This window comes from Paenibacillus sp. JL3B1040, assembly GCF_057063165.1.
In genome coordinates this window covers 3,684,580-3,709,984 of the sequence record NZ_CM169317.1, presented here as the reverse complement: position 1 = coordinate 3,709,984, position 25,405 = coordinate 3,684,580, and the positions used below count along the sequence as shown (strand labels likewise).

General features: G+C 54.2%; 26 protein-coding genes and 1 other RNA gene. 26 read left to right on the top strand and 1 reads right to left on the bottom strand.

Annotation, left to right across the window (positions count from 1 at the left end):
* Positions 1–143 precede the first annotated feature (143 nt).
* The 22 genes from ACZF99_RS16880 (at position 144) to rnpB (ending at position 20,910) form a co-directional block, all read left to right on the top strand.
* Complete coding sequence (locus ACZF99_RS16880) at positions 144–509, top strand: histidine triad nucleotide-binding protein (RefSeq protein WP_483606229.1); 366 nt, start codon at positions 144–146, stop codon at positions 507–509.
* Between the two features lie 131 nt (positions 510–640).
* Entirely contained in the window at positions 641–814 is a 174-nt protein-coding gene (gene rpsU / locus ACZF99_RS16875; protein ID WP_005547957.1) for a 30S ribosomal protein S21, read from the top strand.
* A 16-nt stretch (positions 815–830) separates the two neighbouring features.
* Positions 831–1,274: a GatB/YqeY domain-containing protein gene (locus ACZF99_RS16870; RefSeq protein ID WP_483606228.1), complete on the top strand. Its 444-nt coding sequence runs from the start codon at positions 831–833 to the stop codon at positions 1,272–1,274.
* Between the two features lie 182 nt (positions 1,275–1,456).
* Positions 1,457–1,744, top strand: coding sequence for a sporulation protein YqfC (gene yqfC / locus ACZF99_RS16865; protein ID WP_483606227.1), 288 nt, complete (start codon positions 1,457–1,459; stop codon positions 1,742–1,744).
* A 3-nt stretch (positions 1,745–1,747) separates the two neighbouring features.
* The gene (yqfD, locus tag ACZF99_RS16860; RefSeq protein WP_483606226.1) at positions 1,748–2,929 is read left to right on the top strand and encodes a sporulation protein YqfD; all 1,182 of its coding nucleotides are present in this window, start codon (positions 1,748–1,750) and stop codon (positions 2,927–2,929) included.
* 6 nt (positions 2,930–2,935) lie between these two features.
* On the top strand, positions 2,936–3,907 hold the full coding sequence (locus ACZF99_RS16855) for a PhoH family protein (RefSeq protein ID WP_483606225.1): 972 nt from the start codon (positions 2,936–2,938) through the stop codon (positions 3,905–3,907).
* Positions 3,908–3,954: 47 nt separating this feature from the next.
* Entirely contained in the window at positions 3,955–6,246 is a 2,292-nt protein-coding gene (locus ACZF99_RS16850) for an HD family phosphohydrolase (protein WP_483606224.1), read from the top strand.
* Positions 6,218–6,715, top strand: coding sequence for an rRNA maturation RNase YbeY (ybeY, locus tag ACZF99_RS16845; RefSeq protein ID WP_483606223.1), 498 nt, complete (start codon positions 6,218–6,220; stop codon positions 6,713–6,715). The genes ACZF99_RS16850 and ybeY overlap by 29 nt, the downstream gene beginning before the upstream one ends.
* On the top strand, positions 6,715–7,089 hold the full coding sequence (locus ACZF99_RS16840; RefSeq protein WP_483606222.1) for a diacylglycerol kinase family protein: 375 nt from the start codon (positions 6,715–6,717) through the stop codon (positions 7,087–7,089). Before ybeY ends, ACZF99_RS16840 begins: the two co-directional genes overlap by 1 nt.
* Before the next feature lie 60 nt (positions 7,090–7,149).
* Positions 7,150–7,560 carry a cytidine deaminase gene (locus tag ACZF99_RS16835; protein ID WP_483606221.1) on the top strand — a complete coding sequence of 137 codons (411 nt, stop codon included), beginning with the start codon at positions 7,150–7,152 and terminating at the stop codon, positions 7,558–7,560.
* 389 nt (positions 7,561–7,949) lie between these two features.
* Positions 7,950–8,852, top strand: coding sequence for a GTPase Era (gene era / locus ACZF99_RS16830; protein ID WP_483606220.1), 903 nt, complete (start codon positions 7,950–7,952; stop codon positions 8,850–8,852).
* Positions 8,853–8,998: 146 nt separating this feature from the next.
* Positions 8,999–9,136 carry a YqzL family protein gene (locus ACZF99_RS16825; protein ID WP_483606219.1) on the top strand — a complete coding sequence of 46 codons (138 nt, stop codon included), beginning with the start codon at positions 8,999–9,001 and terminating at the stop codon, positions 9,134–9,136.
* Between the two features lie 40 nt (positions 9,137–9,176).
* On the top strand, positions 9,177–9,926 hold the full coding sequence (gene recO / locus ACZF99_RS16820) for a DNA repair protein RecO (RefSeq protein WP_483606218.1): 750 nt from the start codon (positions 9,177–9,179) through the stop codon (positions 9,924–9,926).
* A gap of 389 nt (positions 9,927–10,315) precedes the next feature.
* Positions 10,316–11,203 carry a glycine--tRNA ligase subunit alpha gene (glyQ, locus tag ACZF99_RS16815; RefSeq protein ID WP_068785381.1) on the top strand — a complete coding sequence of 296 codons (888 nt, stop codon included), beginning with the start codon at positions 10,316–10,318 and terminating at the stop codon, positions 11,201–11,203.
* Positions 11,196–13,277 (top strand): glycine--tRNA ligase subunit beta, encoded by a 2,082-nt coding sequence (gene glyS, locus ACZF99_RS16810; RefSeq protein ID WP_483606217.1) that lies wholly within the window; start codon positions 11,196–11,198, stop codon positions 13,275–13,277. Before glyQ ends, glyS begins: the two co-directional genes overlap by 8 nt.
* Before the next feature lie 162 nt (positions 13,278–13,439).
* Positions 13,440–13,889, top strand: coding sequence for a YaiI/YqxD family protein (locus tag ACZF99_RS16805; RefSeq protein WP_483606216.1), 450 nt, complete (start codon positions 13,440–13,442; stop codon positions 13,887–13,889).
* A gap of 101 nt (positions 13,890–13,990) precedes the next feature.
* Positions 13,991–15,811 carry a DNA primase gene (gene dnaG / locus ACZF99_RS16800; RefSeq protein ID WP_483606215.1) on the top strand — a complete coding sequence of 607 codons (1,821 nt, stop codon included), beginning with the start codon at positions 13,991–13,993 and terminating at the stop codon, positions 15,809–15,811.
* 46 nt (positions 15,812–15,857) lie between these two features.
* Entirely contained in the window at positions 15,858–16,982 is a 1,125-nt protein-coding gene (gene rpoD / locus ACZF99_RS16795) for an RNA polymerase sigma factor RpoD (protein ID WP_483606214.1), read from the top strand.
* Positions 16,983–17,688: 706 nt separating this feature from the next.
* On the top strand, positions 17,689–18,522 hold the full coding sequence (locus tag ACZF99_RS16790; RefSeq protein ID WP_483606213.1) for a hypothetical protein: 834 nt from the start codon (positions 17,689–17,691) through the stop codon (positions 18,520–18,522).
* Positions 18,519–19,280, top strand: a complete 762-nt coding sequence (locus ACZF99_RS16785) for a tRNA (adenine(22)-N(1))-methyltransferase (RefSeq protein WP_483606212.1) — start codon at positions 18,519–18,521, stop codon at positions 19,278–19,280. The genes ACZF99_RS16790 and ACZF99_RS16785 overlap by 4 nt, the downstream gene beginning before the upstream one ends.
* Complete coding sequence (locus tag ACZF99_RS16780; RefSeq protein ID WP_483606211.1) at positions 19,256–20,371, top strand: Nif3-like dinuclear metal center hexameric protein; 1,116 nt, start codon at positions 19,256–19,258, stop codon at positions 20,369–20,371. The genes ACZF99_RS16785 and ACZF99_RS16780 overlap by 25 nt, the downstream gene beginning before the upstream one ends.
* Before the next feature lie 119 nt (positions 20,372–20,490).
* An RNA gene (gene rnpB / locus ACZF99_RS16775) (RNase P RNA component class A) lies at positions 20,491–20,910 on the top strand.
* A 90-nt stretch (positions 20,911–21,000) separates the two neighbouring features.
* On the opposite strand, the gene ACZF99_RS16770 is transcribed toward rnpB, so the two are convergent.
* A complete protein-coding gene (locus ACZF99_RS16770; protein ID WP_483606210.1) occupies positions 21,001–22,938 on the bottom strand; it encodes a S8 family peptidase in 1,938 nt (645 codons plus the stop codon).
* 150 nt (positions 22,939–23,088) lie between these two features.
* Here ACZF99_RS16770 and ACZF99_RS16765 point away from each other — a divergent pair, with 150 nt between their 5' ends.
* The 4 genes from ACZF99_RS16765 (at position 23,089) to ACZF99_RS16750 (ending at position 25,345) form a co-directional block, all read left to right on the top strand.
* Positions 23,089–23,592 carry a YpuI family protein gene (locus ACZF99_RS16765; protein WP_483606209.1) on the top strand — a complete coding sequence of 168 codons (504 nt, stop codon included), beginning with the start codon at positions 23,089–23,091 and terminating at the stop codon, positions 23,590–23,592.
* A gap of 105 nt (positions 23,593–23,697) precedes the next feature.
* Positions 23,698–23,952, top strand: a complete 255-nt coding sequence (locus ACZF99_RS16760) for a DUF1540 domain-containing protein (protein WP_483606208.1) — start codon at positions 23,698–23,700, stop codon at positions 23,950–23,952.
* Positions 23,953–23,983: 31 nt separating this feature from the next.
* Complete coding sequence (locus ACZF99_RS16755) at positions 23,984–24,394, top strand: hypothetical protein (RefSeq protein WP_483606207.1); 411 nt, start codon at positions 23,984–23,986, stop codon at positions 24,392–24,394.
* 189 nt (positions 24,395–24,583) lie between these two features.
* Positions 24,584–25,345 (top strand): lytic transglycosylase domain-containing protein, encoded by a 762-nt coding sequence (locus tag ACZF99_RS16750; RefSeq protein WP_483606206.1) that lies wholly within the window; start codon positions 24,584–24,586, stop codon positions 25,343–25,345.
* The last annotated feature ends 60 nt before the right edge of the window (positions 25,346–25,405 follow it).

Genomic DNA, 25,405 nt, shown 5'->3' with positions numbered 1-25,405 from the left:
GACAGAGAGCGTTACGCGATTTTCCGTCCAATACGTCCGTGCGACCAGCCAACTCATTATTTGAGGCGGCAGGGTGCTTCTTTTTTTTGCCTATTTTCGGTATCATGAAGTTTAAAATAGAAATTGTTTGGGAGGCTTTAAGGATGGACAATTGTTTGTTTTGCAAAATCGTCGAAGGATCGATTCCCTCGAACAAAGTTTACGAGGATGAGCGCGTGCTCGTCTTTCATGATATTCAACCGGCCGCGCCGGTGCATGTGCTGATCATTCCGAAGAAGCACATCGCTTCGATGAATGATGTCGCTGCCGAGGATTTCGCTCTGATCGGGGAACTGCACCGCATCGCGCAGGAGACCGCGAAACAGCTGGGCGTTGCGGACAGCGGATACCGGCTGATCAACAACTGCGGACCCGACAGCGGACAAGCGGTGGCGCATCTCCATTACCACCTGATCGGGGGCGCCAAGCTGGGCGCGCTGGTGCAATCCTCGGACTCGCACGCCCTGTAGGTCCTCTTTTAGAATTTGGAAGAGAAAAAAGCGGGAGCTCCGGTTGACACCCTATTTCTCTTTCCCCTATAATGAAGTTTGATGAACCGTGTTATGCTCTTGGACGGTCTGGTCGGAGGGAGGGAAAACTGGTGTCTGAAACTAAAGTTCGCAAAAACGAGACAATTGATGCTGCACTTCGTCGCTTTAAACGTTCCATCGCGAAAGATGGAGTATTGGCTGAGGTGAAGAAACGTAAGCATTATGAAAAGCCAAGCGTAAAGCGCAAGAAAAAGTCCGAGGCTGCTCGTAAGAGAAAGTTTTAGGAGGATTTAATCAGCGATGAATCTTAGCGAGCGATTGAACGAAGATATGAAGCAAGCGATGAAGAGTCAAGACAAGTTCAAGCTCTCCACCATTCGAATGGTTCGTGCTACGATCAAGAATCTTGAAATAGATTTGAAAAGAACTTTGAACGATAATGAAGTGCTTGATATCCTAAGTCGTGAAATCAAACAGCGCAAAGATGCCCTCCAAGAATTTGAAAAAGCGGGTCGTGACGATCTTGCCGCACAAGTGAAAGCGGAAGCGGAGATCCTTGCTGAGTACCTTCCCGAACAGCTAAGCGAAGAAGAAATTAAAGTCATTGTACAGCAGACCATCCAGGAAACCGGTGCTTCTTCGAAAGCCGATATCGGGAAAGTGATGAGTGCGCTGATGCCCAAGGTCAAAGGCCGGGCGGACGGCAAGCTCGTAAACCAGACGGTTCAACAGCTTTTGCCATAACTTCGAGAGACAAACACCTTCTACGATTTAATTCGTGTAGAAGGTGTTTTTTCGTTTGTTGATGCGATTCAAGCCAAGGCTGCCTGCCGGAGCGGCCTTGGCTTTTTGTTCCCCTTTTCCTTTCTCATAAAACAAAGAAGGGCCGCATAATTTGTACAGTAGGGGAAGGAGGATTGCCTCATATGAGCCGGTTTGTCCGCAAAATTCGCAAATGGACGGTCGATGCGCTCGACTTGCCCAGCGACCTTGTATACGATTTGCCGAGGCTCACCTTAATCGGAGGTCAGCAGCTGTATATAGAAAATCACCGGGGCGTTGTCCACTTCTCTCCCGAGGCGCTGCATTTGGCGCTCAGTCAAGGCACGTTGGAAGTCGAAGGCAGCGATCTGGTCATTAAAGCGATCATGCCGGAGGAAGTGGTCGTGGAGGGGCGGATCTTTGGCATCAAATATCGTGGAACGGAGGAATGAAGCGTGAAATCACCGGCCTTAAGCCAGCTGAGAGGCATCGTTACCATCAGGGTCCGCGGAGGATCGATCGAACGGCTCGTAAACGAGCTGTCCCGACAAGGCATCGACATCTGGGATGTCAAGCCCTTGCCCGGAGGGCAAATGGATATGAATATCGCGTTATCCGATTTCTTCCGCCTGCGGCCGTTGTTAAAACGGACAGGCTGCCGGATGTCGGTTCGGGGGCGCTCCGGCCTGCCGTTCGTGCTGGCCAGGGTGTGGAAGAGAAAGGGGTTCGTCGCCGGATTCGCCTTGTTTGTCGCGGCGATTTTTTGCTTGACCTCGCTGGTCTGGGACGTCGAGGTGACAGGAAACGAGGATATCGCCTCCCAGGATGTGCTCCAAGCGGCGAAACAGGAAGGGATCTATCCGTTTCAGTGGATTTTCCGTTTGCCCGATCAGGACAAGCTCTCCGCGGAAATGACCCGCAAGCTGCCGGGCGCTTCATGGGTCGGGGTAACCCGCACGGGAACGCGAATTACGATTCAAGTGGTGGAAGCGACGAAGCCCAAGGACCAACGTCTGGTCAGCCCGAGCCATTTGGTGAGCAAGCATGACGCCGTGATTACGCATATTTATGCGGAAAAAGGTCAGCCCGAGGTCGGCAAAAACGACCGGGTGAAGAAAGGACAAGTGCTGGTCTCTGGCTTTCAGGGCGGTAAGCCGATCGTGCCTCAAGCGAATATTCGCGGCATTGTCTGGCACGAGTATAATATCCAGGTGCCGCAGGTCTACAGGCAGAAGGTGTATACGGGAGAACGGAAACAACGGGGGTATTTGTATTTCGGCAATACGGCCATCCAACTGACCGGTTACGGAAAAGTCGACTATGCGGAATCGGAAACGATGGTCGACCAGGATCCGTTGACGTGGCGCAGCCTGAAGCTGCCGATCGGCTGGATGACGGAGAAGGTCATGGAAACGACGGAACTCGAGTTGAAGCGGACGGAGGAACAAGCCAAACAGGAAGGTCTCGAGCGAGCCAAGCGCGATATTTTGGCGAAATACGGTACGGACAGCGTCATTATGAATCAAAAAATTTTGCATGAGAAGACGGACAATGGTAAAGTTTATATAAAAGTGCATTTCGAAGTAGAGCAGAACATTGCGGAAGAAGTGCCGATAGTACAAGATCAAGGAGAATGAGGCTATTTGTCGGAACAACCGGTGAACATCAAATTACCGCTGCACAGTGCGGCTGAAGGGCTTTCGTTATTCGGCCCTCAGGACGCGTTTCTGAAATTGATCGAACAGCATTTGCCGGCCAGCATTGTATTGCGGGAATCGGAGATTACCATCCGCGGAGAACAACGCGAGGCGGAGAAGGTAGAGCAGTTGTTTGAAGTATTGCTTGAACTGATCCGGAACGGATATATTTTGACCGAACGGGACGTACTTTACGCTATCGATTTGGCCAGGGACTTCCGCGCCGATCAGTTGCTTGATTTATATAAAGGCGAAATCGCCATGACCTATCGGGGCAAGCCGATTCGGGTCAAGACCATCGGACAGAAGCATTACGTGACGACGATCAAGAAACGGGACGTCGTCTTTGGCGTCGGCCCGGCCGGGACAGGCAAGACGTATTTGGCCGTCGTTTTGGCCATTACGGCACTGAAGGAAGGTTCAGTGAAACGGATCATTTTGACCCGTCCGGCCGTTGAAGCGGGGGAGAGCCTCGGCTTTTTGCCGGGTGACCTGCAGGAGAAGGTGGATCCTTATCTGCGTCCGCTGTATGATGCCTTATATGACGTTATGGGACCCGAGCAAACCGCCAAGGCGCTGGAGCGCGGGTTGATCGAGATCGCGCCGCTTGCTTACATGCGTGGCCGAACGCTGGACGATTCATTTATTATTTTGGACGAGGCGCAGAACACGACGCCGGAGCAAATGAAAATGTTCTTGACCCGACTCGGCTTCGGATCCAAGATGGTGATTACCGGGGATGTGACGCAAATCGATCTTCCAAAAGGAAAGAAATCCGGGCTGGTGGAAGCGAAGGCGATTTTGAGCGACATCGAAGAGATTGGGTTCGTCCAATTTGCGGAGTCCGATGTCGTCCGTCATTCGCTGGTACAGAAGATTATTGTGGCGTATGACCGCGCCGCCGAAAACCATGGGTAAGCTTCCCGGCCGCTTGAGGTTTACTATGTTCAGGAGGGCTGTCTATTATGACAAATAACGATCAGCAAAAGAGAGGCGCGTTTCAATCCAGATTTACGGGATGGAAACATAGCACCAGCGTGCGTTATGTTCTGTTCGCGTTGCTTGTCGTTATGTTTTACGTCAGTTTGGCGCCCAAACTGCTTCCCGAAACGTACGACATTGCCGTAGGTTTGCCCAGCGACAAAGAAATTTTGGCGCCGATGGACATCCCCGATACCAAAGCGACGCTGAAGGCGCAGGAAGAGGCGGCCGAGAAGGTGGGGCAATTATTTACCATTCTTCCGCTTCGCAACGAGACGTTGGTCGCGCAAATGCTCGATCGGATTTTTCGTTTGAATCAGGACGATCAGGTTTCGGAAGAGGACAAGATCAAGATCTACCGGGAAGAGTTGCCGCAACGCGTCAAGGATTACGTGCAGAATTTCATCATGAATAACCGGAACTCCAGCGTGTACTCGGCTACCTTGTTCGAGGAAGTGACGCAGCGTGTTGACGAACAGCAGTATCATATCTCGGAGGAGACGTTTATTAAGATCCCTCGTTTAACCGCGGAGGATATCAATGAGATGAAGCCGGTCGCCGCCGATATCGTCGCCCGGCTGACGGCGGACCCGATCGTTGAGGCGCAGGCCGCGCGGGCCAAGGTTGCCGAGATGGTCAGTACCAGCTCGTTAAGCAAACGAACCGCGCGAGAGGTCGTGCAGGAGTTGGCCCGCTTGTCGATTACGGCCAACAAGTTTTACGATGAAGAAGCAACCAAGACGGCCAAGGTGGAAGCTCGCGAGAATACGCCGACCGTCTATATCAAGCAAGGGGACGTTCTCATCCAAAAGGGAGAAAGAATCACCCAGGAAATGTACACCTTGTTGGAGAAAAACGGCTTGCTGAAAGACGAGGTCGACTATTCGCCGCAATTTGGGCTCGTTTTGTTGTCATTGCTGATGGCGACCGGGCTGATTATGTTTATCCGGCAATCGGAAGGCGCCAGCCGATTCAAATACAACAACGCGCAGTTCGTCATGCTCTTGTTGATTATTTTCATCACGATCGCATCCATGCATGTCATCAATATCCTGCAGACCGAACAGCATTCTTATATCGGATATTTGGCCCCGATCGCCACCGGCGCGATGCTGATTACGCTGCTGTTGGACTTGCCGCTCGCTTACATTTGCTCGATCCTGTTCGGTATTTTGGCCAGCATCATTTTAAATCAGCGGCAAAGCGAAATTTTTGATTTTCAGTTTGGTTTCTTCGCTTTGGTGACTTCGTTTGCAGCGATATTTGCGATACATCGGGCCAGCCAGCGATCGACGTTGCTCAAAGCGGGCATTATGATCTGTTTGTTCGGCGCGCTGTCGATTTTTACGCTGCAGTTGATCGACAATCAGGACTGGACGCAAACCAGTACGTTGTATGCGCTTGGCTTTTCCGTGGCCGGGGGGTTAGTGACGACGATTCTGGTCATCGGCTTGATGCCTTTCTTCGAAGTTACCTTCGGGATCCTTTCGGCGCTCAAGCTGGTGGAGTTATCCAATCCCAACCATCCGCTGCTGCGCAAGCTGTTGACGGAGACGCCGGGCACGTACCACCACAGCGTCATGGTCGGCAATCTGTCGGAAGCGGCGGCCGAGGCGATCGGCGCAAACGGCCTGCTTTGCCGCGTTGGTTCCTATTACCATGACATCGGGAAAACGAAACGGCCGAGCTATTTTATCGAAAATCAGAACAATATGGAAAATCCCCATGATTTTATCGATCCGAAGCTAAGCAAATCGATTATCATTGCCCACGCCCGGGACGGGGTGGAAATGCAAAAGGAATATAAGCTGCCGAAGCCGATACGGGATATCGCGGAGCAGCATCATGGAACGACGTTTTTGCATTATTTTTATCACAAGGCGCTGCGTCTGGCGGAAGAGCAAGGCGTGGAACCGGATTTCACCGAAGACGATTTCCGCTATCCGGGGCCTAAAGCGCAATCGAAGGAAGCGGCGGTGGTCGGTATCGCCGACAGCGTCGAGGCGGCCGTGCGTTCGCTGCGCAAACCGACGGTCGAGCAGGTCGAGTCGATGATCGAGAAGATCATCAAAAGCCGATTGGACGATCACCAGTTTAACGAATGTGATTTGACGATGCGGGAACTGGATTTGATCGCGCAAACATTGAAGGAAACGGTCATGGGCATCTTCCACTCGCGGATCGAATATCCGGAGGAAGTCAAGAAGAGTAAAGAGAACGAGGAGAAGGACAGGGGGCAAAACGTAAATGGGCCTACAGCTGGCTTGGAGCAATGAGCAGGATAAAATGGAGATCGGGCAAGAGTTGATCGATCTCTTGGATCGGTTGCTGCAGATCGCCGGACAATTGGAGGGCATTACCGATGGCGAGGTGGCGCTGACGTTCGTGGACGACGAGGCCATTCATGAGTTGAACCGCGATTATCGCGGCATCGACCGGCCGACGGACGTGCTGTCGTTCGCGATGAACGAAGCACTGGAGGAAGAGCCGGAAATCGTCTATGAGCTCGAAGAAGACGAGGAGCTGGACGATTTGACCGATGTGCTCGGAGACATTATCATCTCCGTGGACCGGGCCAAAGCGCAAAGCGAGGATTACGGCCATTCGCTGGAGAGGGAAATCGGTTTCCTGTTCGTGCACGGTTTTTTGCATTTGCTCGGTTACGATCATCAAGACGCCCCAAGCGAAGCGGAAATGATGGGCAAACAAGAAGCGGCTCTGGCCAAGGTTGGGCTTGTCCGTTAATGAAGCCGTCTCGCCGCTGGAGCTCGTCCTTTCGTTATGCCCTGGAGGGAATCGCCACTTCGTTTAAGACACAGCGTCATCTGCGGTTTCATTGCGCGGCGGCCGTGATCGTCATCGCTGCCGCGATCGTACTGTCTCTTCCTGTTCGGGATTTGGCCTTGCTGCTGCTCGTTATCGCTTTGGTCATCTCGCTTGAGCTTGTCAATACGGCGATCGAAGCCGTCGTTGATCTCGCAGCCCCGGAGTGGCATCGCCTTGGAAAAATCGCCAAGGATGCCGCGGCCGGGGCCGTACTGGTCGCAGCGGTTTTTGCCGTGGCGATCGGGATTTTGATCTTTTACGAGCCGGTGATGCGGTGGCTGGGATTGCCGTAAATCAGGTTCGCGCGGCTTAACCTGTACTTAATTTGCTATTGATCAGGAGATGATATGAATATGGATTATGGTCAATTATTGCAAGAAGCGATCGAAGCCCGCAAGACGGCGTACATCCCTTATTCGGGATTCGGCGTAGGGGCGGCACTTCTCGATAGCCAAGGCCATGTTCACCGCGGCTGCAATGTGGAGAATGCGGCTTACTCTCCGGGAAACTGCGCGGAGCGAACCGCAATGTTCCGGGCGATCGCCGACGGACACAAACCGGGGACGTTCCAGGCGATCGCCGTTGTCGGCGATACGGAAGAGCCGGTTGCGCCCTGTGGCGTTTGCCGTCAGGTGTTGCTGGAGCTATGCGGTCCGGATATGCCTGTCATCCTGGGCAATCTGAAAGGCGACATCCGCCAGACCACGGTGCGGGAGCTTCTTCCCTACGCCTTTGCTCCCACGCATCTGGAGGAGCAGCGGTAGTTCAAAAAGGCGTCTATGGATCACGAAGCGGCACGCACGGTCGCTCCGCTAACGGACACCAGAAACGCTATTGACCTGCATATGGGTGCCATCGCATTCTGACGGACTCAGGAGACGTTATTTCATGACGAAATGGGAAAATGTACGTCGCGAGAGCCGAATAAGGGCGGTGGAGTCCGTTAGCGCAGAGGATAGCTGAGAAATGGACAAATAAGGTCATTACGGTCCGTTACGCAAGGTTCGTTAGGGCTCTTCATGTGTAACACGGATTCACGCGCCAACGAGGACCAATAAACAGGGTCCTTCGCGCGCCATCACTGACTCGTAGAACCAACACGGATCGTTACGGTCGGAGAAACTGACCAGGTCCTGACGAAAGGAACCCAAATATGGCAAAAGCAAAATTCAAATCCGGCTTCGTGGCAATTGTCGGGCGGCCGAACGTGGGCAAATCGACGCTGATGAACCAGATCATCGGGCAGAAGATCGCCATCATGTCCGACAAACCGCAAACGACGCGGAATAAAATTCACGGCGTCTACACGTCGGAAGCGATGCAAATCGTGTTTCTGGATACGCCGGGGATCCATAAACGCCAATCCAAGCTTGGCGACTATATGAACACGACGGCGCTCAACACGCTTGGCGAGGTCGAGGCCGTACTGTTCCTCGTCGATGCCGCGGAAGGGCTGGGCGGCGGCGATCGGTTCATCATCGAACGGCTGAAGGATTTGCGGACGCCGGTCATTCTGGTGTTGAACAAAATCGATCGCGTGGAACCGGAGCAATTGCTGCCGCTGATCGATGAGTACAGCAAGCTTCACCCGTTCAGCGAAATCGTGCCGATTTCGGCGATGCTTGGCAACAACGTAAACACGCTCCTGGAGCAAATCGGAAAATACCTTCCGGAAGGCCCGCAATATTATCCGGAGGATCAGGTCACCGACCACCCGGAGCAGTTCGTCTGCGCCGAATTGATCCGCGAAAAAATTCTGCATCTGACCCGCGAGGAAGTGCCGCACTCCATCGCCGTCACGATCGAAGACATGCGCGTCCAAGAGAACGGCGTGGTCAACATTTCCGCGGTGATTTTCGTCGAGCGCGATTCCCAAAAAGGAATCATTATCGGTAAGCAGGGAGCTTTGCTGAAGGAAGTCGGCAAGCTGGCCCGGCATGACATCGAGAATTTGCTTGGCTCGCGGATTTTTCTCGAGTTATGGGTCAAGGTGAAAAAAGACTGGCGCAACCAGGAACGCATCTTGAAGGATCTCGGGTTCCACAAGGACGCTTAAGAGGATATTATTTCCATATAAGTTCAAAAAGTCGACTTTATGACATCCTCTATACTGGGAGTTATTGCAACGCATAGATCCCGCTCATGCGCACATCCTATCTTTGAAGATGCAGGCGTCATTTCCGAAGAAAGGGTGAATACGGAATGCGAGATTTTTCGTGGAAGTATTTTGCGATGACTGGAGATGTCGATGCTTACTTGCTTTATAAAGAAGCCAGCGGCCCGTATGAAGAGGAGGTTGCGGCTGCGGAAGAGCTGATCGTAGAGGAAGAAGCCGAGTAACACCAACATGGCGGGAGAGGCGAGTTTGGGGGAAAGTGAAATGCTCTACAGAGTGGAAGGAATCGTCATCCGCAGCATGGACTATGGGGAAGGCAATAAAATTATCACCTTATGCACGGAAACGAGCGGCAAAATCGGGGTGCTGGTGCGCGGCGCCAAAAAGGTCAAGAGCCGTCACGCGGCTCTGACCCAGCCTTTTACACATGGAGAATACGTGTTCTTCCGCAAAAGCGGCGGTTTGGGCACCTTAAACCAGGGTGAGATCATCGAATCTCACTTTTCTTTGCGTGAGGACCTTTTATTGGCGGCCTACGCTTCGTACGCTTGCGAATTGTTGGATAAGACGCTGCAGGACGAGGAGGTCGGCAGCTTCTGGTATACCCAACTGAAGGCTTGTCTCGAGGGCTTGTCATCCGGCAAGGATCCGCAGGTCGTCATCCATCTGTATGAGATGAAAATCTTACAGGCGGCAGGCTACGGCCCTTCGTTCGAGAGCTGCGTGTCCTGCGGACGGGCCGACGATTCGCCCTATGTCAGCCCGCGGTTAGGCGGGAAGCTGTGCAGGGCTTGCCGCCATCAGGATCCGGCCGCAATGCAGGTCACGCCGGGGGTGTTCAAGCTGCTGGCGTTGTTTGAAAAAATGGATCTGCGCCGGCTCGGAAACGTGGAGGTCAAGGAGGAAACGAAACGGGAACTGAAAACCGTGATGCGCGCCTTCATGGACATGCAGCTTGGGCTCAAGCTGAAATCCCGCCATTTCCTCGACCAGTTGGACAAGTATGAAATTTGACGAACGAGCTGAAATTAGATAATATATAAAAGAATTTCTATGCGTTGAACGGGAAGAGTAACGAGGCAAAGTCTATGAAGTCAACTGAGGATCAAGCAGTTGGCCAAGCGACCGGGGATGGTGTGAGCCCGGATAGACGGTCTTGCGAAACGGCGGCCCGGGAGCATGAACGATCGTGAAAAGCGGATTTGCCGACTAAGATCACCGATAGGTGGCGCGGCGAATCAAGTAGGGTGGAACCGCGGGAACTTAACGTATGAGGATGAACCTCTTACAGCTCTCGTCCCTACGTCTGACAGCAGGCGTAGAGGCGGGAGCTTTTTAGTTTGCCCTCTCGCTCATGCTTGCTGAACAAACCTGAAGGTGAGGAGATGAGGTTCGCCATGAGTATTAACTTTCAACAAATGATTCTGACGCTGCAGCAGTTCTGGGCGGAACAGAATTGCATCGTCGTGCAGCCGTATGACGTGGAAAAAGGGGCAGGTACGCTGAACCCGATGACGTTCCTGCGTTCGATCGGTCCGGAGCCGTGGAACGTCGCCTACGTTGAGCCTTCCCGTCGCCCGGCGGACGGCCGTTACGGGGAGAACCCGAACCGGCTGTACCAGCACCACCAGTTCCAGGTGATCATGAAGCCATCGCCGGACAATATTCAGGAAATTTACCTGGAGAGCTTGAAGCGGCTCGGCATCAACCCGCTGGAGCATGACATCCGCTTCGTGGAAGACAACTGGGAGCATCCGGGCTTGGGCGCTTGGGGCCTAGGCTGGGAAGTCTGGCTGGACGGCATGGAAGTGACCCAGTTTACGTATTTCCAGCAGGTCGGCGGGATCGAAACCAACCCGGTGGCCGTGGAAATCACCTACGGCATGGAGCGCCTGGCCTCCTATATCCAAGACAAGGAGAACGTGTTCGACCTCGAATGGGTGGACGGCACCTCGTACGGCGATGTTTTCCACCAGGCGGAATATGAGCATTCCAAATATACGTTTGAAATCTCCGACGTAAAAATGTTGTTTACGCTGTTCAACATGTACGAGCAGGAAGCGGGCAAAGCGATGGAGCAGCATTTGGTGTTCCCGGCATACGACTATGTGCTGAAATGCTCGCATACGTTTAACCTGCTGGATGCCCGCGGCGCGATCAGCGTCACCGAACGGACGGGGTATATCACGCGGGTGCGGAATTTGGCGCGTCAGGTTGCCGCGACCTATTTGGAGGAGCGCGAGAAGCTCGGCTTCCCGATGCTTCAGAAAGGGGGTGCCGCACGTGGCTAAGGATCTGCTGTTCGAAATCGGATTAGAGGAAATGCCGGCCCGGTTCATCCGCGGCGCGATGGAGCAACTGAAGGAGCGGACGGTCAAATGGCTGGAGGAATCGGTGATCCGGCACGGAGCGGTGGAAGCTTACGCAACCCCGCGTCGTTTGGCCGTCCTGGTAAAGGACGTGGCCGAGAAACAAGAGGACGTGCATGAAGAGGTCAAAGGGCCTTCGCGCAAAATCGCCTTGGACGAAAACGGCGAATGGAGCAAAGCGGCGCTTGGTTTTGCACGCAGCCAAGGGGCCAGCCCGGAGCAGTTCACGTTTCGCGAGGTTGGCGGTACCGAGTATGTTTATGTTAACAAAAGCCGGATCGGCGTTGAGACGGCAAGTCTTGTCGGAGAGGGTCTGCTGAGCATTTTGCAGGCGATGAATTTTCCGAAAAACATGCGCTGGGGCAGTTACGACTTTAAATTCGTCCGTCCGATTCGCTGGATGGTCGCGTTGTTCGGCAAAGATGTCATCGAACTGGAAATCGCCGGCGTCAAGTCCGGCAACGTCACGAGGGGACATCGGTTCCTCGGAGCCGAAACGGTTATCGGCGAGCCTGCGGCTTATGTGGAAACGCTGCGCGCCCAGCAGGTCATCGCGGATGTGAATGAGCGTCAAGCTTTGATTCAATCCCAAATTGATGCCTTGGCAAAAGAAAAAGGCTGGCATATCGCAGTGAAGGAAGATTTGCTGGAGGAAGTTTTGTTCTTGGTGGAGACGCCAACCGTGCTGTTCGGCAGGTTCGAGGAATCGTTCCTGAACATTCCGCAGGAGGTGCTTATTACCTCAATGCGCGAGCACCAGCGGTATTTCCCGGTGTTGAACGAGCAAGGCAACCTGCTTCCTTACTTTGTGACGGTGCGCAACGGCAACAATACTTCGCTGGATGTGATCGCCCGAGGCAACGAAAAGGTGCTTCGTGCCCGCTTGTCCGACGCGAAATTCTTCTATGAGGAAGATCAGAAGTTGGCAATCAAGGACGCATTGTCCAAGCTGGAAAGCATCGTATTCCATGACGAGCTCGGCACGATTGGGGACAAGGTGCGCCGCATCCGCCGCAATACGGAGAAGCTGTCCACGATGCTTGGCACTGATACCGGGACGGCGGAAGCCGCCGCGCGTACGGCGGAAATTTGCAAATTCGACTTAGTGACGCAAATGGTATATGAATTCCCTGAATTGCAGGGGGTTATGGGTGAGGATTATGCCCGTAAAGCAGGCGAACCCGAGAGCGTGGCGAAAGGCGTATTCGAGCATTATCAGCCGCGTTTCGCCGATGATGCCGTACCGGCTTCTGCCGTAGGCTCGATCGTCAGCATCGCCGACAAAATCGATACGATCGTCGGGTGCTTCTCGATCGGCATTATCCCAACCGGCTCGCAGGATCCGTACGGGCTGCGCCGTCAAGCGGCCGGTATCGTACAGATTATCGTCGAACACGGATTGTCCGTCTCGTTGACCGACATTTTCAAGCTGGCGCTGGAGACGCATCAGCAATTCCGCGGACTCAAACGCAGCGAAGACGAAATCTTGAAAGATCTGATGGAATTCTTCGGTCTCCGCGTCAGAAAGACGCTTTCGGACGAAAATCTCCGTTATGACGTCGTGGATGCCGTGCTGTCGGCTGGTTACGATGATATTGTCTCCTCGGTAGCTCGCGGCAAGGCGTTGATGGGAGCCGTCGGGGCGAAGGAAGATTTCAAATCGACCGTCGAATCGTTTGGCCGGGTCAGCAATCTCGCGGCAAAAGCAACCGGGGAGAAGGTTCGCTCCGATCTGCTCAGCGAACCGGCGGAACAAGCGCTGTTCGAGGCATGGCGTTCGGTTTCCGGCAAGTACCGGGATACGCTCGCTTCTCGCGACGCTGCCGGTGCGCTGGAACTGATCGGCGGTTTGAAGGAAGCGATCACGGTCTTCTTTGACGCCGTCATGGTCATGGCCGAGGACGATGCGATTCGGACCAACCGCTTGGCCCTGCTGGCCGCGATCGATGAGGATCTGAAGGCTTTCGCCGATTTCGGCAAACTGGTATGGGCATAATAGAAGAACGGAAAGCGAGTATGGCTGACGGCAAGCGAACGACCTGCCGTCAGCCTTCCATCGCTTAACGGCAAAGATCGGTGAGTTTCGGGGGTCGGCTTTGTTTAGATTAGGCCGATTCGAGGTTATATTGTATTACATGGAGGCATGGAGGCATGGAGGATGCGGATCGTCGTCGACGGGGATTCTTGTCCGGTTAAGGCGGAAATTGCCGAAACGGCCGGCAGGTTCGGCGTACCGGTAATCATGGTGGCTTCATACGATCATGTCTTACAGCCGGAGCCGGGAGTCGAGGTCGTGCAGGTTGACCGGAGCGGACAAAGCGCCGACTTGTACATCGCCGCCCACGTGGAGAAAGGCGATATCGTCGTGACCCAGGACTACGGCCTGGCGGCATTGGCGATTGCGAGAGCCTGTCACGGCTTATCACCGCGCGGCGACGTTTACCATGCGGGGAATATCGACTATTTGCTCGAGCGCCGCCATCATCAAGCGAAAGCCCGGCGGGCAGGGCGCCACGGCCGAGGGCCGAAGCCGTTTACGGGCGAAGACCGCGAGCGGTTTGTGGAGGCTTTGTCAAAACTTTTGTTATGTTTGCAGGAGAATGTATAGTTTTAGCGAATTACTATTTACGTGTCACCCGAGAGCAGCAAAATGTCGGTGATTTTGACATTTTGGACGATTCTCACTCGTGAAAGATGAAGGTGATTTGGATGAGTACCGGGCGTGGCATTCCGGAGGAAGTCATCGAGGCGGTTCTGCGTCAGCACGATATCGTCGACACGGTCAGCAAGCACGTTCATCTAACGAAACAGGGGAAGTACATGAAGGGGTTATGCCCGTTCCACTCGGAGAAAACCCCGTCGTTTACGGTCACACCCGAGCGTCAAATTTTCCATTGCTATGGCTGCGGCAAAGGCGGGAACGCCATCAAATTCAGGATGGAAATCGAAGGATTAACCTTCCCCGAGGCTGTCAGAATCATGGCGGAAGAAGCGCACATCCCTTACGAGGATAAGGGGAAAGGTTACGGCGATCCACCGCGTAACCGGGAGTTGGAAGAGCTGCTGCAGGCCCACGAATGGTCCTCCAAGCTTTATCATTACTTGTTGAAGAATACCGAATACGGCAAGCCGGCGATGGAGTACTTGAAATCCCGCGGCTTTACCGACAAAGCCATCGATACGTTCCAGATTGGTTATGCACCCGCCAGATGGGATACGCTCGTCCAGTTTTTGGACAAACGATCGTTTAGTCTGGAAGCGATGGAGAAAGGCGGGTTGCTATCGTCCAGACAAGACGGTTCCGGATTCGTGGACCGATTCCGCGATCGGGTCATTTTCCCGCTGCACAACCGAAGCGGCAAAGTGATCGCGTTTGCGGGAAGGGTGCTTGGCGACGGACAACCGAAATATTTGAACTCGCCGGAAAGCAAGCTGTTTACCAAAAGCCGAGTACTCTACAATTTGCATCAAGCGAAGAACGAGATACGCAAGACGGGCCAAGTCGTCCTGTTCGAAGGATACGGCGACGTAATCAGCGCATGGGAAGCCGGGGTTCATAACGGCGTGGCCACGATGGGGACCGCTTTGACGGAAAGCCATGCGGCGATCATGCGAGGCATAGCCGATGAAGTACTGGTCTGCTATGACGGCGATTCTGCCGGGCAAGCCGCGGCGCTAAAGAGCATCCCGATTCTCGAAGGGGCAGGGCTTCAGGTGAAAATCGCTTTGCTTAGCGAAGGGCTGGATCCCGACGAATTTATCCAAAAATACGGAGCCGAGCGGTTCCGCCATCAAGTTTTGGACGGTGCCGTTTCTTCCGTCAAATTTAGGCTTATATATCTGAGAAAAAACCATATACTGCTAGAAGAAGACGGAAAGGTCGCTTATATCAAAGAGGCGATGCCGATTATTGCGGCGCTCTCCTCCCCAAGCGAACGGGAGATTTATTTGAAGGAGCTTTCCGCCGATTTGCAGGTCTCTTTTGAGAGCTTGAAGCAGGAATGCAACGAACTCCGAACGCTTATGCAAAAAAAGGCAGATGCCGGGGATAATAAGCCCGAAAGGTGGAATAATGGTAGGCATAAAAAAGGGCAGGTATCCATGCCGACGTTGCTGCCTGCTTTTCACGCGGCGGAACGAAGATTGCTTTCTTTCATGTTGCAGGATGAGGAAGTGTCCCGTTACGTAGGCGAACGCCTGGGGACGAACTTTAACATCGAAGATCATGTGGCGATTGCCGCTTATCTATACGCCTATTACGCGCAAGGAAAAACCCCGGATGCCAGCCGATTCATCTCCTCGTTACAGGATGAGCGGTTGGAGCAGACCGTCATATCAATCGCGATGATGGATACGCCGGCCGAATGGACGACGCAGGAGCTGGACGATTGCATCCGCGAAATTTTGAAGGTGCCGCTGCTCGAACAGATCAAACGCAAGAAAGAGGAAATGGTATCAGCCGAACGGGCCGGAGATTTTATGCGTGCGGCGCAAATTGCAAGTGAGATTATTGCCCTAGAGAGACAGTAAGACGAACGGACTTTCGGTGATGTTTCTAGGGAGGAGGGAGCCAGATATGACGAATGACCAACATACTGAACTAGAAACGGAATTGACGCTGGATCAGGCGAGGGACCAACTGATCGAACAAGGGAAGAAAAGGTCATCCTTGACTTATAAAGAAATAATGGAGAAGCTTTCGCCTTTCGATCAAGATCCCGAGCAAATGGACGAGTTTTTTGAACAATTGGCCGATCTCGGCATCGACGTAACGGGGGATAGCGACGAAGATCACCGGCGCAATGACGGGGAAGGCTCGCATGACGGTGACGACTACAACTATGACGACGATCTCTCGCTTCCTCCGGGAATCAAGATCAATGACCCGGTACGGATGTATCTGAAAGAGATCGGGCGCGTACCGCTGTTGTCGGCGGACGACGAAATGGAGCTGGCCAAACGCATCGAAAACGGGGATGAAGAGGCGAAGCGGCGGTTGGCCGAAGCCAACCTGCGGCTGGTCGTCAGTATCGCCAAGCGGTATGTCGGCCGGGGCATGCTGTTCCTGGATTTGATCCAGGAAGGAAATATGGGTTTGATCAAAGCCGTGGAGAAGTTCGACCACAAGAAAGGCTTTAAGTTCAGTACCTACGCCACCTGGTGGATCCGTCAGGCGATTACCCGCGCGATTGCCGACCAAGCGAGAACGATTCGGATCCCGGTTCATATGGTCGAAACGATCAACAAGCTGATTCGGGTGTCCCGGCAACTGCTGCAAGAGCTGGGGCGCGAACCTACGCCGGAAGAAATCGCCGCAGAGATGGAACTCAGCGTGGAGAAGGTTCGGGAGATCATGAAAATCGCCCAGGAGCCGGTTTCGCTGGAAACGCCGATCGGGGAAGAAGACGACTCCCATCTCGGCGATTTCATCGAGGATCAGGAAGCGTTGGCTCCAGCGGATGCAGCGGCTTACGAGTTGCTGAAGGAACAGCTGGAGGATGTACTTGACACGCTCACGGAACGCGAAGAGAACGTGCTCCGGTTACGGTTCGGACTCGATGACGGACGCACAAGAACCCTTGAGGAAGTGGGGAAAGTATTTGGCGTCACGCGGGAGCGAATCCGGCAAATCGAAGCGAAAGCGCTCCGCAAGCTGCGCCATCCCAGCCGCAGCAAGCGGCTGAAGGACTTCCTCGAATAGGCGTGACCACCATTTGCAACCATGACCTTCTGCAGCCAAGCAGCAAGGTCATTTTTGTTGAACAACGTGTCCGCTTCTTCCAGAGGGCGCCTGTTGCTTGCACCCGATATACTGCGGATTAACGCCTACGGGATAGCGGTTCCCGTAACAATGTAACACGCAAGGCCGTATACGCAACACGTGATTTTGCTGGCCGGCGCCGGCGCTGGAAACCCGTAACGGACCGTAAAGACCTTATTTGCGGATTACCCGGCGATTTCCCGCTGTAACGGACTCAAGAGACCTTATTGGGTTCCCACTGCTTTCATGTGGCTGCTTTTGGCCGAAATAAGGTCTCCTCAGTCCGTTAGAATTCGGAACTGTTCAGAAACGGATCGATAACGGCTCTGGTGTCCGTTAGCCGTCTGCGAGCGCCCGGCTGAATTCAAGATTCGATGCCGCATTCGCTTCAGTGCTCAATGCTTCGTGATCTAAAGATGACTTTGTGAACAACCATTTCAATATGAAGTTCAAAAAGTCAGGTTTGGAGCACCAAGAAGGTTGGATGAAGCTAGGGACTGAGCAGCGCAGCGTAGCTGGAGGCTACGTGAGCAGCGGAAGGCCCGGCTGAATTCAAGATTCGATGCCGCAAACGCTTCAGCGCTTATGCTTCGTGATCTAAAGGTGACTTTGTGAACAACCACTTTGGAAGAAGGTGTTCTGTTGGATGTTGGATCAGGAGAAACGCAACATCATCCTAAAGGAAATCGATCATTGGCGGAGAAGCCGGCTGCTCCCCGAGCAATATTGCGATTTCCTGGAAAATCTCTATAAAGATCAGACCGAGGGATCGTCATCCCGCCCAGGCTTCTCGCTAAATAAGCTGATTCAACAGGGAAGCTTGAAGCTGTGGTCCCTTTCATTTGGAATTATTTCCTTCTTTTTCTTTATTGTTTTTTATTTTAACGTTTTTCCCTGGGGTTTGCAAATCGTCGTTGCGCTGCTGTTTTCGGCGGCATGTTATGCTCTTTCGGCCTATTATCGGCGCGAAATGAAGCTGTTCTCCATGTCGATGGCCGGATTGGGCAGCTTGCTGTTGCTGGGTTTCGGCAGCTGGATCATCGCCGTCCAGGGCTGGCCGCCCGGCATCGGAACGACGCTATTGATTGCCTTTTGCGGGTTCGTCTGGCTCGTCTTGGGGTACGCGCTGCGGTTCGGCATTATCAGCTATTGCGGATTTGCCTGCGGCATGCTGCTGTATGCCTTCTTGCTCGGGCAAACGAATCCGGACGCGTCCTGGGGCCTGCTTCAGATATTTTGGCTGCCGCTGGCCGCGCTCTTTTTTTGGCTCAGTTGGCTGGGGTATCATCGGTTAAAAGCGATGGCTCCCGTGTTCTTCGCCGTTTCCGTATCGTTATGGTTCATGCCGGAAGCGGATGCTTTCTTGCTGCGGGACGCCGGGATTTCGTCCATGCCGGTTTTGATTCTTCTGAAGACTGTGGCCGCTTTTCTCCTCTTGTTTGGATTACGTAAAAAATGGGTGGTGTGGATAACTTCATGAAATTGTCAGCTAGATTGCAGCTTATTGCCGACTGGCTTCCGGCCGGGTGCCGATTCGCCGATATCGGCTCGGACCACGCGTTGTTGCCCGTGGTCGCGGTGCGCAGCGGGCAGGCGGCCTTCGCCGTCGCCGGCGAAGTGAATGACGGCCCGCTCGAGGCGGCGCGCCGCCAGGTGGCCGAGGCCGGGGAGACGGGGCGCATCTCCGTCCGCAAAGGAGACGGACTTGCCGTCATCGCCCCCGGCGAAGTGGACGCGATCACGATCGCCGGCATGGGCGGCGCGTTGATCGCAACGATTTTGGACCAAGGCCAAGCGAAGCTGGACGGCGTCAAACGGCTCGTGCTGCAGCCGAACGTCGGCGGAGAATTCGTCCGCCGCTGGCTGCTTGAGCACGATTGGTATTTGGCCGAAGAGGCGATCCTGGAGGAAGACGGCAAAATTTACGAAGCGATGATGGCCGAAGCCCGGCCCGATGCGTCGGAACAAAACGCCGAGCTGTACCGCGACCGCGAACTGGCAGGGGGCAGAGTCCGCCTCACCCGCGATCTGCAGTTATTGATGGGGCCGAGATTATCGGCGGCTCCGAATGCAGTCTTTTTCGCAAAATGGGAATCGGAGCTGCGCAAGCTGGAGGGTATCCGGCGCTCGGTCGCATCGTCTTCGCTGGAGGCGTCCCGACAAAAGGAAGCGGAGCTGGCCCGGCTGTCGGAACAGATAGAGGAGGTGCTGGCATGTTTGCCAAAGGACAAACGGTAGTGCAATACATGGAGCAGTTGGCTCCCAAGCATGTGGCGATGGAAGGGGACAAAATCGGACTTCAGCTCGGCAGCCTGCAGAAGGAGATTCGAAACGTGCTGGTGGCGTTGGACGTCAACGAAGCGGTGGTAGACGAGGCCATCTCCCTGGAGGCGGATCTGATCGTCGCCCATCATGCGATCATTTATCGTCCGTTGGCCCATTTGCAAAGCGACACGCCGATGGGGAAGGTATACGAAAAGCTGATTAAGAACGATATCGCCGTCTACATCGCCCATACGAACCTCGACGTGACGGACGGCGGGATGAACGATTGGATGGCGGAGGCCCTAGGGATCGTAAGCTCCGGTTCGCTCGAAGACGTTCACACGGACAACCTGTACAAGCTGGTCGTGTTCGTACCGAAGGACCACCACGAGCGGGTGCTGAAGGCGATGTTGGACGCGGGCGCAGGCGATATCGGCAATTACAGCCATTGCAGCTTCAACCTGGAGGGCTATGGCACGTTTAAGCCGGGAGAGGGCACCGATCCGTTCATCGGAACCGAAGGCAAGCTCGAGCGGGTGGAAGAGGTGCGCATCGAAACAGTCTTGCCGCACAGCCTGCGCAGCAAGGTGATCCAGGCGATGTTGAAGCAGCATCCCTATGAGGAAGTCGCTTATGACTTGTACCCGATGGATCTGAAGGGCCGCACCTTCGGCCTGGGACGGGTCGGCAAGATGACGGAGGCGGTTACGCTGCGGGACTTCGTGCAGCGCGTCAAAGAGCGGCTGGATGTGCCGATGGTTCGCGTCGTCGGCGATTTGGACCAGCCGGTTCGCAAAGCTGCCGTCCTGGGCGGATCGGGCGGACGATATTGGAGAAACGCCCAATTCCGCGGGGCGGACGTGCTCGTGACCGGGGACGTAGACTACCATACCGCGCAGGATGCTTGGATGGCAGGGGTCGCGATCGTCGATCCGGGACACAATGCCGAGAAGATCATGAAACCCCGCGTCACCGCCTGGTTGGCCGAGAAGCTAAGCGAAGACAAATATGCGACCCGCGTGCATGCTTCGCAGGTCAATACCGAGCCGTTTAAGTTCATGTAGGAACGCCGAGGGCTTCGGAAGTATCCGCTTCCTTCGTTGGTAGTTTACGACAGCTTTACCGTTAAATCGCCCTTGTCAGCGGGCGGCAATGCCTGTATACTATCAAGTGTTGCCTTTCGAAAGTTTGACAGACAATCGCCGGCGGCTGAAGGGCCGCGGGAGGAAAGTCCGGGCTCCACAGGGCAGGGTGCTGGATAACGTCCAGTCAGCGCGAGCTGAAGGATAGTGCCACAGAAATGGACCGCCGATGGACTTGTGTCCCCTATGTTGCGGGATGCAGTTACAGGCAAGGATGGAACCGAGGTGTAAGAGACCCCGAGGAACGCTGGCGACTTCGTTCCTGGTAAACCCCACTTGGAGCAAGACCTAATGGGACGCAGCTTCTTCGCGAAGCGGCCTTTGCCCGAGGCGCGTCCGGGTTGGTTGCTGGAGCCGCCCAGTAATGTGCGGCCTAGATAGATGATTGTCGCTCAAGGCGGGAGGGTTGTTCCCGTTATACCGCAGCGAGTACAGAACCCGGCTTACGGCAAACTTTCAGCACTAAAGGGAACATGATCATATCTATGGATAAAGCCTCCGCATCGCTTGGAATTCATTCCGGCGATGCGGAGGCTTTTGGTTTAGGTGCGTTATTTGGCGCGCTCCACCGCGCGTTCCATTTTGCGCTGGATCGACTGCGGCCAGAACTGCAGCGGCGCCTCGCCGCCCCCGGCGGCCTGCAGCGCGGCGTAAACGTCGATTTGTCCGTATCCGTAGTATTTATCGCGCCCGGTATCCCCGAGATCGATCACGTTCTTCCGGATGATATCCATGACCTCGGTATTTTTCAGGTCAGGGTTCATCGAACGAATCAGAGCGGCAAGGGCCGCGACGTGCGGGCTGGCCATCGAGGTGCCGGACAACGCCGCGTATTGATTGTCCGGATAGGTGCTGGCGATGCTTTCGCCCGGCGCCATGACGTCGATGTAATCGCCGTAGTTGGAGAAGGTGGCTTTCTGCAGGTTGTAGTCTGTCGCCGATACCGACAACACCTCCGGATAGGCGGCCGGAAATCCCGGGCGTTCGGTGTTGTCGTTGCCCGTGGCTGCGATCAGCACCACGTCCCGCTCGTAGGCATATTTGATGGCTTCATGCAGGAACTGGGCGTCGGCGTAGTTGCCGAGGCTCATATTGATCACCTTGGCTCCATGGTCGGTCGCCCAAATGATGCCTTGGGCCACGGAATACGTCGTACCCGAGCCGGATTTGTCCAGGGCCTTCACCGGCAAGATTTTGCCGCCCCACATCATGCCCGCGATACCTTCGCCGTTGTTGACGTTGGCGGAAATGATGCCGGCCACATGGGTGCCGTGACCGACGTCGTCCGATGGCTCCTTGTCCGGTTCGATCACGTTATACCCCTTCAGCAAACGCCCTTGCAGATCGGGGTGTTTCAGATCCACACCGGTATCGACGACCCCCACGATCACCTCGTTGCTGCCTTTCGACAATTGCCAGCCGCGGTTCGTTTCAATGATCGGCAGATTCCACTGGTATTCGGAGAACAGCAAGTCGTTCGGGATTTCCGGCGTATCTTCGGCGTAACCCGTGTCATCTTCGTTGAAGAAGCTCCCCGGATCGTCCCAATAGCTCCCTCCGGTTTCGTTGGTTAAATACAAATAATGCGGCTCGATGTACTTCGGTTGCCATTTGTTCAGAAAATACTGCCGAAGCTGCTTCATGCTCATCGTGTCCGAACGAAAAATGTAGGTACTGTTCAGTTTGCGCGGCGGTTTGCCGGAAATGTCCTTCAAGATCCGCTTCATTTGCTCCGGATTTGGCTTGCGGTGGAACGTGACGACGATTTCGTTTTCATAATAATGGCTCGCTTTTTCGTTGTCATGCCCCGTTTTGACCGTAATATCCTTGAGCGTATCCGCATGCACCGATTCAACCTTGAATTTGCCTTCTTTCGGGTAAGGGATCAAGCGCAGGTTCTTGTGCTGGTGTTCCTCGACCCGCCCCAGGATCCCGATGTCCATCACCGCGATGACGCCTTGTCGTTTGGTTTTGGCCGGCTCGGCGGCAATGAAGTATTTCGGCCGCTTCTCCGGAAAGGAAGGCGATTCATATGCCGTGGTTTTGTTCAGCGCTTTTTTGGCATAGCTTAAGTACGTATTCAACTGCTTCTTTACGGCCGGATCTGGATTGAAATCTTCCCGGCGAAATTGCTTGGTCTGCCCGGTTGCCGCATCGTACCAGAGAATCGCTTGAAACTGCTTGTGGCCCTTTTGCAATTCCAGTGCAGTGCCGGTCAGCTTGCCGCTCCCGCTATCGCTAAATTCGGCGGCCAGCGAGCGAAGGTGCCCCCGGGCGTCCAATCGCGATAACCGTTCGGTTGCGGTAATATCGCGCTTCAGCATACTTTGCTTCAGTTTCTGCTCCTCCGCAGGCAGCGGTACGGATAAACGGCTTACGGAATTTCGCGGAGCCACCTTGTCATTGTCCGCGGAAGGGAGAAGAAGCGAAACCGCAGCCACCGCGGCAGCTCCCGTCAACCCCAGAGCGGCCCATCTGCGCCATTTCATCGGTTAACCTCCTTGTAGATGTCGATAGCCATAGCGTGAGGTGATGTCCCTGTTTTTATTCCTTGAGGGATACCGTATTCGGTTAAATTGTGTTACGATATTTTCGTTAATGACTATAACGATCCTTACAGGTGAAGGAGAATTGTTCGCATGCCACAAGCCAATAACATCAGGCAACTGTGTGAAGCCACCCGGGTGAAACTGAAACATGCGGCCGAGAAGCTTGAAGTGTTTTTGAACCAGCATTCGCTGCCGCAGCTTATGGAAGGCCAAGACGAAGACAGAGCGTTGTTTTACCAAGGATTTTTGTCGGACCTGCGGCACTTGCTCGTGTTCAGCGAGGTTTGCTACGAGAAGCTGGGCGTTGTCCTTCGCCGCGGGACCTTTGACGAGGAAACTGCCGAGAAAGTGCTATACCATGTATATCATGACTGCGTGAACAACTTCTTCTATCCTAAAAATGAAAGCTATTCCGAAGACGGAAGATACGCTTATACCGGTCAGGACGCCATCCGCTTCCGCAAGAAGCCGGTTCGCCCGGCGCGCGATATCGTGCTGGACGTGACGGGGGTGTTCGAGGAATTGCGCGACGACCTGGCTTATTATGAAAGCGATTATTTGACCCAACTGAGGCTAAATCGTTCCGCCAAATAAAAAGTGAATTGAAAAAGCGCCAAGATGCCGATATCCCGGCATCTTTTTCTTTTGGGAACGATTTGCTAATCGCCCGGCGCATAAGGGGATGGAGGAGAGGAGAAAATGATACGCGAGGTGATCAACATGCCAAGTGGGGAAAAACCCATTGTCAAATGTAGCGTATCCAACTGCACCTACTGGGGAGAAAAAAACGTGTGCAACGCCGACGTCATTATGATCGATGTCGATCAGCATGCGAACAGCCGTTATTCGGCGGAATTCGCCGGCGAAACGTTTGATACGGAACACCGAGATACCGCCTCGTCGTCCGCCGCTACTTGCTGCCATACGTTCAAGCCGAAATCGAAATCGTCTTAAGGAAAACATCATTTTAACGGAGGTGTTTTTGATGACGGATAACAACGAAAACAAACCGGAGCAACCATCCTTCGGGACAAGCCGGACCGATTATCCGCGCAAAGTTGACCGCGAGCACCGCGAGGAATATGCGGCCGAGGTGACGCCGGCAGGGACTTTCAGCGGTAACGTGATCCGCAGCGATAAAGCCGAAGAAACTCGCGATGCGGAACGAATCAATGAGGCTGATGGCGCCAATACGGCAGGCCGTACGGTGGGTTACGTCGGCGTGGGTCTCGGGATCGCTTCGCTGTTCATGTGGTCGATTATCCTGGGACCGCTGGCGGCCGTGATGGGCTTTTACGCTTACAGCCAAGGCAATAAAACGTCCGGAGCTTGGGCTATCGGCCTAGGCATTGTTTCTACGTTAAGTTATTTCGTACTCATGCCGTTTACACGCTAATCAGACGCCTTTGTCGGCTGATGGCGGAGGAATCATGAACGCTATTGCCATCGGGCTAACGTCGGTTTTCGGACGTTGGCCTTTTTCCTTTTTTAACGACATTTATCGAAAAAGGGTGGTGCGGGAACCGGATTACGTGTAAAATATAGGCATTGAATTCGTTATTCCCCAAAGAGGAGATCATAAGGCATGCAAATCGATCCACGAACGATGGGACAATTGATTCAGCTTCAGACTTTGAATCAAATAGACTTGCAAGGAACGTCGGCGCAGCGGGCTTCAAGCGGCATGGGCGGCTCGTTGTTTGATATATTGCTGCAGGAAATGATGCTGGCGGAACGGGGGGAAGCGGCGTCGGCCGATTCTTCCGGTACCGCTCCCGGTTCCATGCTGGAATCGCTTCAGGGGTACCTGTATTCCGCCGGGTTAAATGACACGAATGCCTTGGACGGGCTGTTTGCGGAGATGGTACCGGATTACGGAACGGTGACCGCGATTGGGACGGTAGGCCATTCCGGGCCTGCTCCGGAAGGCTCATCGGATCTTCAGTCCCTGATTTCCCAAGCCAGCGCTAGATACGGGGTTCCCGAAAGCCTGATCAAGGCAGTGATCGCGACGGAGTCGTCATTCAATCCGCAGGCGGTTTCGTCCGCCGGCGCCAAAGGGCTGATGCAACTGATGGACGGTACGGCGAGGGGGCTGGGAGTGAGCGACCCGTTTGATCCGGCGCAAAACATTGACGCAGGCACCAGATATTTGTCGTATCAGCTCAATCGTTACGGCGGCGATGTCAAAACGGCGCTGGCGGCATACAATGCCGGTCCCGGAAGGTTGCAACGGCTGGGGATCGGCAATGATGAGCAATTGATGGAGAACTTCCATTTGCTGCCGCAAGAGACGCAAGGCTACATTGCCAAGATTATGAGAGCGCAGGCAAAATTCGAAGCTTAATCGTTTTTTTTGAAATTGGCGGTACACTATTGGGAAGATCAAATGGAAAACGCTCCGATC